At 45.5% G+C, this 12,031-nt stretch carries 13 protein-coding genes and 1 other annotated feature; of the genes, 7 read left to right on the forward strand and 6 right to left on the reverse strand.

Annotated elements, in window-relative coordinates:
• Positions 1-65: 65 nt before the first annotated feature.
• Positions 66-1,865 carry a M3 family oligoendopeptidase gene (locus MHB84_RS18085; RefSeq protein WP_076290934.1) on the forward strand — a complete coding sequence of 600 codons (1,800 nt, stop codon included), beginning with the start codon at positions 66-68 and terminating at the stop codon, positions 1,863-1,865.
• Between the two features lie 273 nt (positions 1,866-2,138).
• A complete protein-coding gene (locus MHB84_RS18090) occupies positions 2,139-2,552 on the forward strand; it encodes a hypothetical protein (RefSeq protein ID WP_063566141.1) in 414 nt (137 codons plus the stop codon).
• A gap of 80 nt (positions 2,553-2,632) precedes the next feature.
• Here MHB84_RS18090 and MHB84_RS18095 read toward each other — a convergent pair whose 3' ends face one another.
• Together MHB84_RS18095 and MHB84_RS18100 are read right to left on the reverse strand one after the other, a co-directional pair.
• Entirely contained in the window at positions 2,633-2,866 is a 234-nt protein-coding gene (locus tag MHB84_RS18095; protein ID WP_076290933.1) for an alpha/beta-type small acid-soluble spore protein, read from the reverse strand.
• Positions 2,867-3,066: 200 nt separating this feature from the next.
• Positions 3,067-4,041, reverse strand: a complete 975-nt coding sequence (locus MHB84_RS18100) for an aldose 1-epimerase (RefSeq protein WP_076290932.1) — start codon at positions 4,039-4,041, stop codon at positions 3,067-3,069.
• 249 nt (positions 4,042-4,290) lie between these two features.
• Positions 4,291-4,557 (forward strand) — a binding site (T-box leader).
• A gap of 64 nt (positions 4,558-4,621) precedes the next feature.
• Between MHB84_RS18100 and trpS the strand changes: the two genes are divergently transcribed.
• A complete protein-coding gene (gene trpS, locus MHB84_RS18105; protein WP_072735502.1) occupies positions 4,622-5,614 on the forward strand; it encodes a tryptophan--tRNA ligase in 993 nt (330 codons plus the stop codon).
• A 91-nt stretch (positions 5,615-5,705) separates the two neighbouring features.
• Here trpS and MHB84_RS18110 read toward each other — a convergent pair whose 3' ends face one another.
• Positions 5,706-5,903, reverse strand: a complete 198-nt coding sequence (locus MHB84_RS18110) for a hypothetical protein (RefSeq protein WP_063566137.1) — start codon at positions 5,901-5,903, stop codon at positions 5,706-5,708.
• A gap of 120 nt (positions 5,904-6,023) precedes the next feature.
• Here MHB84_RS18110 and MHB84_RS18115 point away from each other — a divergent pair, with 120 nt between their 5' ends.
• A complete protein-coding gene (locus tag MHB84_RS18115) occupies positions 6,024-6,242 on the forward strand; it encodes an alpha/beta-type small acid-soluble spore protein (RefSeq protein WP_017692386.1) in 219 nt (72 codons plus the stop codon).
• A 105-nt stretch (positions 6,243-6,347) separates the two neighbouring features.
• On the opposite strand, the gene MHB84_RS18120 is transcribed toward MHB84_RS18115, so the two are convergent.
• Positions 6,348-7,328, reverse strand: coding sequence for a metal-dependent hydrolase (locus MHB84_RS18120; RefSeq protein WP_076290930.1), 981 nt, complete (start codon positions 7,326-7,328; stop codon positions 6,348-6,350).
• Positions 7,329-7,582: 254 nt separating this feature from the next.
• On the opposite strand from MHB84_RS18120, the gene cyoE reads away from it, so the two are divergent.
• The gene (gene cyoE / locus MHB84_RS18125) at positions 7,583-8,512 is read left to right on the forward strand and encodes a heme o synthase (protein ID WP_076290929.1); all 930 of its coding nucleotides are present in this window, start codon (positions 7,583-7,585) and stop codon (positions 8,510-8,512) included.
• A gap of 231 nt (positions 8,513-8,743) precedes the next feature.
• Positions 8,744-9,355: an SCO family protein gene (locus tag MHB84_RS18130; protein ID WP_083679049.1), complete on the forward strand. Its 612-nt coding sequence runs from the start codon at positions 8,744-8,746 to the stop codon at positions 9,353-9,355.
• Between the two features lie 79 nt (positions 9,356-9,434).
• Here the strand turns inward: MHB84_RS18130 and MHB84_RS18135 are convergent, their stop codons facing one another.
• A complete protein-coding gene (locus MHB84_RS18135) occupies positions 9,435-9,782 on the reverse strand; it encodes a toprim domain-containing protein (protein WP_024631255.1) in 348 nt (115 codons plus the stop codon).
• 356 nt (positions 9,783-10,138) lie between these two features.
• Positions 10,139-11,314 carry an MFS transporter gene (locus MHB84_RS18140; RefSeq protein ID WP_076290927.1) on the reverse strand — a complete coding sequence of 392 codons (1,176 nt, stop codon included), beginning with the start codon at positions 11,312-11,314 and terminating at the stop codon, positions 10,139-10,141.
• Positions 11,315-11,528: 214 nt separating this feature from the next.
• Here MHB84_RS18140 and MHB84_RS18145 point away from each other — a divergent pair, with 214 nt between their 5' ends.
• Positions 11,529-11,984 (forward strand): ATPase, encoded by a 456-nt coding sequence (locus tag MHB84_RS18145; RefSeq protein ID WP_076290926.1) that lies wholly within the window; start codon positions 11,529-11,531, stop codon positions 11,982-11,984.
• Positions 11,985-12,031: the final 47 nt, after the last annotated feature.

Consider the following 12,031-nt stretch of genomic DNA (forward strand, 5'->3'; position numbering starts at 1 on the left):
GCTTATAAAACCAGTTCTAATTCAAGGTTAATTATCCATTCTACTGAGAGAGGTGCCTTATTTAAATGAAAACACCATTACAACCCGTCTGGGATCTGGAGTCCATTTTTAGTGGAGGTTCTGCCTCTGAGTCATTCGCTGCGTATCTGATTGAGCTGGAGCAGGATGTACGTAAGCTGCAAGCCCTTTTGAAAGATACACCTGCACCCAAGTCTCTGGAAGAAACGAATGCGTTTGATCCGATCCTAGATCTGCTGCAGAGCTGTTATATCCGAATTTCGGAAGGGTCGGCATTTGTGTCCTGTCTTTCTTCACAAAACCAAAAGGATAAAAAAGCAGTTCAGCTTCAGGGAACCATTAGTTCTCTTGCCGCGATGTTGAACAGTACCAAGTCCCATTTCGACAATACACTTAGCCAGACGACAGACTCTGTATGGGAAGCATGGATTGCTCGGGAAGATATTCAGCCGCTTTCCTTCGCACTGAACGAGAGCCGCACGCTAGCTCGTGAGAAACTGTCACCTGAACTTGAAGGTCTTGCGTTGGATCTCGGCGTAGATGGTTACCATGGGTGGGGCAAATTCTATAACACTATTGTAAGCAAGGTGAACATCCCATTTGAACAAAATGGTGAAACGGTGATGTTATCCGCAGGTCAGGCTGCCAATAAGCTGAGCGACAGTGACCGAAATGTGCGCGAGACTGTATTCGCTAACTGGGAACAGGCTTGGACGGATGTCGAAGACTTCTGCGCAGATACATTAAACCATCTCGCCGGTTTCCGTCTCAAATTGTATGAGAAGCGCGGCTGGGATGACATTCTCAAGGAACCTTTGGCGATCAACCGGATGTCGCGCCAGACGCTTGATACGATGTGGGACGTAATTAACGGTGCCAAACCTGCATTGGTTCGATATTTGGAGCGCAAGGCGAAACTGCTAGGTGTAGAGAAACTCAGCTGGAGTGACGTAGATGCACCCGTAGGCAAGTCGGGTGGAAAAGTCACATATGACGAGGCAGCTATCAATATTGTTGATCAATTCGCCAAGTTCAGTCCCAAACTTTCCAAATTTGCAGAGATGGCGTTTGAGAAACGTTGGATCGAAGCAGAGGACCGTGCTGGTAAGCGTCCAGGGGGATTCTGTACGTCCTTGCCACTCAGCAAAGCAACACGTATTTTCATGACCTTCTCTGGGACGCCGTCGAATGTGTCGACACTTGCTCATGAACTTGGTCACGGATATCATCAGCACATTATGGAAGAACTGCCAGCCTTGAATCAACGCTACGCCATGAATGTGGCGGAAACGGCATCTACCTTTGCTGAGCTGATTGTAGCCGATGCTCTGGTTCAAGCAGCAACGGATGAGCAAGAGAAGCTAGCTCTGCTTGAAGACAAGATTCAACGAAGCGTTGCGTTCTTCATGAATATTCACGCTCGTTTCCTGTTCGAAAATCGGTTCTATGAGCAACGCAAACAAGGGTTGGTGAATGCAGATGAGTTGTCCAAACTGATGGTGGAAGCACAGCAAGAAGCGTTCTGTGGTGCACTTTCATCCGATCATCCGCATTTCTGGGCGTCCAAGCTGCATTTCTATCTGACAGGTGTACCATTCTACAATTTCCCGTATACGTTCGGGTATATGTTCAGTGCAGGCATATACGCCAGAGCGCAGGAGGAAGGTACGGCATTTGCCGATAAATACGATGATTTGCTGCGAGATACGGGCCGAATGACGGTAGAAGAACTGGCTCAGAAACATCTGGGTACAGATCTTACACAACCTGATTTCTGGCAAAATGCAGCGAACCTGGTCATTGCCGATATTGATCAATTTCTTGAGATGACAGAATCCGCAAAATAGTATTCCTATATATGTAATGAGGCTGCAATCCTGTGTAAATGTACACGGGATTGCGGCCTTTTTTAGTGTTTTTTAAAGCTAAGCTCTCGCTAAATATTTTGTCGCAATTGAGAGAAATAACTCGCTAAAAGCACGCAAAATGGCAATTAATTGTGCAAATTATAGTCATAATTACCCAAGTTTGTTTGACTTTGTTGAATGACCACATTTGTTGTCATATAATGAGTCGTAAGTCCTTGTTTTGTAGGATGAAGTGCATAAAGGAGGAGCGTTATGGTAAAAATTGACCAGCTTTCATTAGCACGACAGTTGGATCTGGTGTTCAAAGAGCTTGATCATGAATTATCAGGGTTAGATTCAGGTGTAGTTTTTGTGCAAATACGAAATAATGTAATTGGAAAGTTTGGGATTCGACATAATCCGATAACCGGACGTGACGGTCAAATGGAAGTGGAGGACGGTGGGCTAAATGAAACCCAACGCTCTTCTTTCCGCGCAATGGCACTGGAAACTTTGAAATTCAAGCGAAATTGGACTCATGGAGAAATTGCATATGATTTTACAGTAAGACAAGGCATGATTTTGGTTGATGCCACGATGGAGTCCAACTATAATATGGCGAACCTGATGATTCGTTATCCAAGAACCAATACATACATGGATTCAGGCATGGAGTCGTCTTCATAATTGTGAAGAGCACACAGGAAAGCGGCACTTCCGAGGAAGGCCGCTTTTTGTTCTTGCATATGCGAGCACGAATTACGAGCTTACGAACGACCCGATAATTGCTGCTCAGCGATTTGGACCAGACGTTTAGTGATGTAACCACCCAGAGAACCTGTCTCACGGGAAGTGTAGTTACCATAGTAACCGTCTTGGGGAATTGTTACACCCAGCTCTTGTGCAGCTTCAATTTTCAATTGTTGCAAAGCTGCAGTTGCTTGAGGAACAACCAGATTGTTTGAAGAATTTCTGCTTCCTTGGTTTTGACCTCCGTACATGTGTGTCACCTCCTTATGGCTTGGTGATGTTAGTATGGTTAGAGAATGAGGAAATATGCATGATATGGCGTAAGGGAAAATTTGGATATAAAAGATAAGATATAACATGAAAAAAGCCGACCCAGTATGGATCGGCTACATAGAATAAAAGGAAAAAGTAGGAGCTATGTCCCATAGAAGTCGCCTGAGAGTACAAGATTCTACTCGGTTGGCGGAACAATCTCAATACGTGTGAAAAGTTCAACGGGCTGTTCTGGTTCCAGACGAATCAGTCCCGTTTGCTCGTCTGTTAAATTTAAATTGGGTGCATCAGGAAGCCAGGTATACGGTTCAATGCATAGAAATTGATCAGATTCTCCCTTTGTAAAGAGGACCCAATGTTTGAAATATGCTTCATCCGCTGAATATTTAAGCGTGTATCCATCCTGCCTGCGCAAGTGAGCTACTGCTGGTTGCCCATCGGCAGCTTTCAAAAGGGTATCCCAGTTTCGTCCTTGCATGTTCATACCTTCGTTCAATGAAGACCATTCTCCGAGAGATTCAATCTCACCTGTAGGCAGTTGTTCTTCATTCTGAGCGTAAATTCCGGACACAGGAAGTTGAAGTGACCATTCGGCAGGTTTACCGTCAAGCAGAAACCATGTATGATATCCCATTCCAAAAGGAGCAGGAGTAGAGCTCAGATTGGTCACACGCAGACGCTGGCTTAACACCGCGTTTTGAAGTCTGAACGTCATCTCAAGCTTCAAAGGAATTGGAAATTGAGCCATCCAATGCTCTTCATTTTCAGTTAATAATTCCGTTGTAATTGCACAGCCATCTTCATCTTCTTCGATGTCGCTGACACACCAGGACTGGCTGCGGTGGAGGCCGTGAATATGGTTGTCATTGGCCGTATTCTGATCGAATTGGTAATGAACTCCCTCATATTCGAATTGTCCTCGATGAATGCGGCCTGGCGGAACAAGAAGCGGAACGCCGAAGTGATACGGCTTCTGCAAATAAAAGGCAAGTTCATCTTCTTCCGGACTGCGAACGACATCGCGGCCCTGCACCAGATCGCGAATCGAGATAATATTATTTCCAAGACGCGGCAGCAGGGTAATCTCCAATTCACGGCTATGTAGGATATACGTGTCGTAACCATTCCATTGGCCTTTGGTCACTTGTTTCATATCGATGCTCCTTTTCCCACTTGAAATCTGTCTGCAAACGGCCATTCCTATATGCCGTTGCAGGCGTGTCATTGTGTACATGCCATTTATCCCATTAGCATACCGAATGAATGCTGGTGATTAGGATAAGCAATTCCATCATAACAGATTTCAGTGAAGTGGGTAAAAAAAGCTATTCCCATTTTGACATTCTGGTCCGCGCGGATTAAGATGGTATTCTGAACGATGCGTTTTATCCAATGAATGATAATCAAAGCGATGACAGGGACAAGTAAGCTAAGAGAACTCTCTTCAGAAAGCCGGTGGATGATGTGAACCGGTGTGAACTCTTTACCGAATGGACCCTTGAGTGCTGGCTTGAACAGGCAATGTCTGAAGTTTGGACTACCCTTAGTAGAATCGGACGTATACTCCACGTTACGGAGAAATGAAGGCATTTCTTCTACATGATCTAATTAGGTCTAGAGGAATGGAGAAATGCGAATAAGGGTGGCACCACGGTCTCACGTCCCTTGCGGATGTGGGCCTTTTTGCGTTCGCGGAGAATTAGGAACAAACAAATAGGGAGGCGTTATGTGAAATGAAAACAGTACTTTCGGGAATTCAGCCGAGTGGCAAGCTCACATTGGGTAACTACATCGGAGCAATTAAAAACTTTGTGAAATTGCAGCATGACTACCAATGTCACTTCATGGTGGTTGATCTCCACGCTGTAACGGTAGCTCAAGAGCCAGCAGCGCTGCGTGAGCAATCTGAGGCGGTAGCTGCCTTGTTTATCGCAGCTGGAATCGATCCTACGAAATCCAATGTATTTCTGCAATCCCATGTACCGCAGCACGCGGAATTGGGCTGGTTGATGACTACACTGACATCGATGGGCGAGCTCGAACGCATGACTCAGTTCAAGGACAAATCATCTGGTAAAGATTCCGTTGGCGCTGGGCTGTTTGTCTATCCTTCATTAATGGCTGCTGATATTTTGTTGTATAATGCTGATCTTGTGCCAGTAGGCGAAGACCAAAAGCAGCATCTGGAACTGACACGTGATCTGGCGGGACGCTTTAACCATCGTTATGGTGAGTATTTCACGATTCCAGACCCGTATATTCCACAGGTGGGTGCTCGGGTAATGTCACTGGATGATGCTTCTTCCAAAATGAGCAAAAGTAATCCCAATGCAGGCAGCTACATTGCCTTGCTTGATCCGCCAGATGTGATTCGCAAAAAAATTAGCCGTGCCACAACCGATTCCGGTCGTGAAGTTGTATATGATCCGGCAAACAAACCTGAAGTCAGCAATCTGATGAGTATCTATGCTGAATGCGCAGGTCTGTCATTGAAAGAAGTAGCGGAGCGCTATGAAGGCAAAATGTATGGTCCATTCAAAAAAGAACTGGCTGAAGTGGTCGTATCTGTTATTGAACCTTTACAAGAACGGTATCGTGAGATTCGTGAGTCTGGCGAATTAGCTGACATCCTGGAAACTTCAGCTCGTCGCGCAGAAGCGGTGGCTTCCCAGACACTTAATGCAGTTAAAGAACGTATGGGGTTTGTTCCTAGACGTACGTTGTAGTAGGACGAGGCAAGTAACTTAAAGTAAAGAGGAGCCCTGATGGGGCTCCTCTTTAATTATCGTTTCGTACTATCCTATGAAGTTTACCGGGTCAAGAGGCTGTTTCCGAAGTGGTACGTGCTTCACGACGCTCTTTCTTTGCGCGAATAACAAATCCCCAGCCGATGTTGGCAACGGACACGACAAACAGCAACGTAGCCAACCAGCCGGAGTAAGAGATCATAATCGCCGTAACCGCTAACAACATAATCGAAGAGAATGCAAACCATAGCGATAAACCTTTGCTCATTGGGAAAAACCTCCATATAGAAATTTGATGAAATTCCGTATAACCTGAAGCGCACGAGCCATAATAATCTTGCAAGCTTGCAATTACATTACAGACACAGATTGAAGGGAGATTTTAAATATGGCTCAAGGATCTCGTTCTAACAACTTGGTGGTACCTCAAGCAAACTCAGCATTGCAACAATTGAAAATCGAAGCTGCACAAGAACTGGGTGTAACTATCCCACAAGACGGTTACTACGGTAACTACACTTCCCGTGAGACAGGATCTCTGGGTGGGTACATCACCAAACGTCTGGTACAAATCGCTGAGCAGTCTCTGGCTGGGTCTGGCAAATAATTATTATAACCAAAAAGCAACAAGCAGAAGCCCGGGGCGGAAACGCTCCGGGCTTTCTCGCGCATTCGTTCCTATGTCTGATTGTGCCCTTCCATGCACCTTTCGTCAAGAGCGTGCGGATAAAAGTTTTTTATTCATTTTCTCGTCACTTAACCAGCCGACATACGTATCAATCGTTTCGAAATTTCGATCCATAACGACTACAGCGACAAATGGATACTGTTTGCGGTGTCGATAACGCACATCAGCCCAGCGAACCTTGTATCCTGCTGGTAATTCTTCCACCTCTGCAACAGCATAGGAGGTGAAGTACAGAAACGCAGTGACTTCAGGAGAGTTGCGCGAGGCGGCGACAGCCGCGTGAGTAGACGATGAAGCATGGAGATTCCAGGTTAAGACGGAATGGTCCATTTTGCCAATCTCATAACTGCCGTCTTCAAATCTTTTCACTACATGCCATCGGTACCAGGATATTGTTGGGATGACCATGTAATGAGCCTTAGAATTATTTTTGTCGAGTCGTTTCACCTGTCTAATAGCCATAGCACGTGCTATTGTCCGCCATACATAATATAAGCCAATCAAAATATACAGTGAAACAAAGAGTGGAGCAGGGGCGATCAGATCGAAGGCCCATAACAATATGGCCAGCACATGTGTGGTAAACAGAAACGGATCAAAAATATGAATGATGTTCCAGGCAATCCAGCGTTCTGTAAAAGGCCGTGCTGCCTGAGTTCCATAGGTATTGAACAAATCGGTAAAAACGTGAACGCCAACGGCGACAGCAGTCCAAGCCGCGACGTGTCCAACAGCGACACCCGGGAAGATCAGTGCAATGACACCGGTGATGAGTAGTACCCATAACAGGAGAAATGGCAGTGAATGGGACATACCCCGGTGATTCCGGATGTAGAGCGAGTTGCTTTTGAGACGTAACGCAGTATCGATGTCAGGAGCCTGCGAGCCTGCAATGGTTCCAACCATGACCGCAGCTGCGAGCATGGGACTCGTCGCGACAACAGGATCGACATAAGCCAGACCGGCCAAACCAATCCCCATGACAAAATGTGTAGAAGTATCCATAAACGTCTCCTTTGTGTGGTGTATCGTTAATGCGAGTTGCTTCTCTATCTAGGTGATACCCATATATAGTGTATATTATCCGCCTACCGGGAAGCAAAACACCCTAATTTCCAAAGATATGACAAGAACCTGCTCAATTGACAGCAATTGTACGAGCATTGTCAAACTATTTTTCCTTTTCCTGTGATAAACTTTATATCGGAGGCGAAAGAGAGAAACCTCCATGAGATCAAGAAGAAGGGGGATTCACAAGCGTGGACAATCCATTGAGATACCAGGCTTCTTCCGATTCGGCAACACGATCTGCGCCTCCGATGAAGTCAGGGACGTGGAAAGATTTTATCCATATTACGAAACCAGGCATTCTTCGAACCAACCTTATTGCGGTTTTTGGTGGCTTTTGGCTTGCATCCCAGTGGGACGTCAACTACGGCAAAATGCTGCTGACCCTGCTTGGAACGGTACTGATTATGGCTTCTTCTTGTGTATTTAACAATTACTTTGACCGTGAACTTGATCTCAAAATGGAACGTACCCGCAACAGGTCCTTGCCAACAGGACGATTAACACCCAAAGTCGTTTTATCCTATGCTATTATTTTGGGTGTGATTGGATTATCAGTACTCTTTTCCTTCTCCGGGGTACTTGCCGGATTATGCGGCATTTTTGGCATGTTTGTCTATGTGATTATGTACACCCTTTGGTTAAAACGTTCGTCGACATGGAGCACCTCCATTGGCGGTCTGTCTGGTGCAATGCCACCAGTCATCGGTTATGTCGCAGTAACTGGACGGATGGATCTTGGTGCATGGCTGCTTCTGGCCATGTTGTTTTTATGGCAGCCTCCACACTTCTGGGCGCTCGCGATCCGTAGGGTGGAAGATTATCGGGCTGGTGGATTTCCGCTATTACCGGTGGTAAAGGGTATTGAACGGACCAAGATTCAGATGATTCCTTATCTGGTTTTGCAAATCTTTGTCCCAGTTCTCATGTATGCTTACGGGTATGCAGGAATTTTCTATCTTACCGTTTCACTGATACTTTCCGTGCTGTGGCTGTACTACGCACTTAAAGGCTTTCGTGCACAAAATACAGATGCCTGGGCCAAAAAGGTATTCCTTTACTCCATTAACTATCTATCTTTGAGTTTTATATTGATGATTCTGGATACAGTGCACAAATGAGCAGCATGAAATGCTTTAATAAACATTAGATGGGCACGGGTCCGTGGAACAGCTACAATAACAAGGGGGCCCATTGTCGGTTGGGTTCTTGGTATACATATGCATCAAAGTAGTATGGGAATGAGGGAAAGTCATTAAAAACACGATTCAAGTCCATGAATTTTATAGAGAACTGCTTCAACTTTTATGTATGCGTATTCATATGATCTGATATCGGAAGGGACGATAATGATGCTGAAAAAGTATAAATGGACATGGATGCTGTTAGGGCTTGCACTAATTATGGCGGTGTATTTAATGTGGGGCACCGTATTTGCCAGCAAGGAAAAGTTACCCGAAATTCGGGAGATTCAATCCTTTTCGATGGAAAATGTGGATGGAAGTACAGTATCTCTGGATGATACCAAAGGCAAGGTACGTTTGTTCTACTTTTATTTCACCAGTTGTCCGGATGTGTGCCCAATTACGACGTTTACGTTATCCCAGGTGCAGGATCTGTTGAAAGAGGACGATACCTTTGGCAAGGATGCCTCATTTGTATCTATCTCGTTTGATCCAAAAGTGGATACCAAGGAGAAGATTAAGGAATTTGCAGATCGATTTCACGCGGATTATGAAGGCTGGTACTTCTTGCGGGGGGATATGGATCAAACGAAGCAGCTCGCCAGGGATTCATTCCAGATCCTCATTGAGGGTGAGAACAAGGATGATTTTGCCCACATGAACATGATTGGATTGGTGGATCGGAATAACCAATTGCGTAAGGTATACAATGCGTTTAATACAGAGGATGTTGAACCAGCAGTCATTGCGGAAGACATTCGCAATCTGATCAAGGAATAAAGATGCGTTCATTATAATCGCCAAATAAAGAGGCTGCTTCCTGGGTTGAATGAATACCCGGCGAGCAGCCTCTTACGGTTTAAAACGATGGGAATTCAGGATATTGGATATACGATTCCAATCCGGCTTTCTCCAGCTGGGCGATGATGTATTCATCGGGAGTTCCCTCTACACCCGCATAACCACGTCGTGTATACATCTGTACTGCATCCGGGAAGGCATCTCGTAGCACACCCCTGATTTTTTTGCCCGAACTGTCATTATCCATAAATAAGTAGACCTCATCGTAACCAACCTGTTTGCGCAGCGACTCAAGCTTGAGAGAATTCAGTGTTCCAAATGTGCACAAAATGTTGATTTCGGGTCCTACAAGACGTTTTAGTTTGCTGCGGTCGTTTTTACCTTCCACAATGACATGAATAGGCATCATATTCACCTCTTGATCGAGAGCTTATGTCGACATTCCCCGGGAAATGTTGCAGCGGAAATCGACTGGATTATATAAAATGGACTTTCTAATTTTTACACGAGTGACTACGTTGACAGAAACATCTTTGATTTCTAACTTTCAGCAACAGTGGCCGTTCCGTTTACGGATCGTCTGTTCCAAATGATGATATTTAAGAAGAAATCTTTAACGATGAAGAAGTCACCTTGTTTCGTGTGTAAAACATCAGTCCATTTTATATAGTTTAGCTGTAAATGGGGGAATGATGCAAAGCCAAGAAAAATACAAGCCTTTCTGTTGTCAAAGAGTACGGATAGTAGATCATTCTGATACGGTTAACCCAGTATGCTTTTAGGATCAGATAGGGAAGCTTCGCGTCTGGCTGTGAAGTAAGGAAGCAGCATGATGCCGATCATCAATAATACAAAAGCAATGAAATATGGCGATAAACCCACACGAAGCTGTCCTGCTGTGATTGGGCCGATGAAAGAACCGATGGAGGTAGCAATGGATTGCAATGAGAAGATTCGACCCAGCTTGTTTCCACCGCTTAAATGAATAAAGAGTGTTGCCATGGCTGGGAAAATAATGCCTTTGGACATCCCCAGAACGAAAAGCACGGAAGACAACGGAATTTGTGGTATCGCCGCCATAGCAAAGAAACATAAAGACATCAGCAGCACACCTGCAATCAACCGCAGTTTGGGAGAATAACGGTTGAGAAATAGCATGCTCAGGGTAAATAGTGCTCCAATACTGATAATGGAAAACAAAAGTCCGGTAGACATCATGGACGAATGTCCGCCTCCACGCAGTGGCAGTTCAAAAAACAGAATTCCTTGGGCACAGGCAATGACAAGGGGTAGAGCAAAGTACCGCCAGGATACGGGCAGGAATTTTCTTTTTTCTTCAACCAGGTTGCTAGGCATGGCGGGCTCGGTCACTTTTTCGTGCTGAACTTCAACGAGGCCTTTGGGCATGGATAACCATGCGATAACACCAGACAGTATGAGCAGATAACCGAGACTTGCAAAGGTGGCCGAAAATCCTAAAGCTCCCACGATCAGTGCGCCTGCGGCGGGGGACACCACGGATGCCAGCGTATGTACGACGCCATGGCCTGACATGTACTTACCTTGCTTGATTGGATCACTTGACAGCTGCGCAAGCAATGCGAGACAGGCCGGAGAGAGAAAAGCAAGTACAAACCCGCTGATGGAGCGCAGGGCGAGCAGCTGCCATGGCGTATGGATTTGTGCCTGGATAAGCAAAATGATGCCTGCACCCAGTAAACTGAATACAATGTAACGACGACTGCCATGTTTGTCGATTTGGGTTCCGGCAATCAGATTGCCTGGGAGATGAGTCAAGGAATAGATGCCCATCATCCAGCCGATGAAGGTCGGGGCTGCCCCGAGCGAGATAGCGAAAGGGGTCAAGATTGGATACTGCGCGTGCAGATCAAAAACAGCAAGGAACAAAAATAGATATAGCCAGATGGCCGTTTTCACATAAGCCCCTCCTTGTTAAGCGATGCATGTTCAATAACTGGTCATGATGTGTTCCCCGTTCCTTGGACAGAACCTCATGGTACTACTTGTACGCCCGGCGGGACGAACTTAGACCGTTTATTTTTACATAGGAGGCTTAGCTGACAGCAGCTTCGGAAATCATGTATAATATTCGGGAGTGTTAATAATCAACTCTAATACGGAAGGTGTAGTCATGAACATAGAAGTAATCAAAGAGTTTGTGATGCAGAACTGGCTGGTGATTGTGGTTGCGTTGATCATTTTGTTCTTTGTTCTGAACGTGGTCAAAACCGTATTGAAATGGGCGATTGCCATCATCATTATTGCGGCTCTACTGATATACAGCGGCATCTCCATTGATCAGATCAAACAGACAGTTACTGACGTTCAATCAAGTACGATGGACACATTGAAGAAGGAAGCGACCAGTATGATGCTCAAAGAAGCTTCCAAAGCAACATACACCAAGGGACAGGATGGGGCATTTACCATCACAAGCCCCAATGTGGAGATTAAGGGTAGAACGAATTCGGATAAAGTCGATGTTACATTCCGGGGGATCTCCGTGGGTGAATGGAAGGTCGACAATGAAACGATACGAACTTTTGTCAAACAGGCACAGGAGAACGGAACAGCACCGGCTTCGTAGTAAAGGAGGAATGAATACGTGCTGCAAAGTTGGCTGGATAGTCTGAA

Origin of the sequence: Paenibacillus sp. FSL F4-0087, from assembly GCF_038020215.1 — a bacterium.
Lineage (GTDB): Bacteria > Bacillota > Bacilli > Paenibacillales > Paenibacillaceae > Paenibacillus > Paenibacillus taichungensis.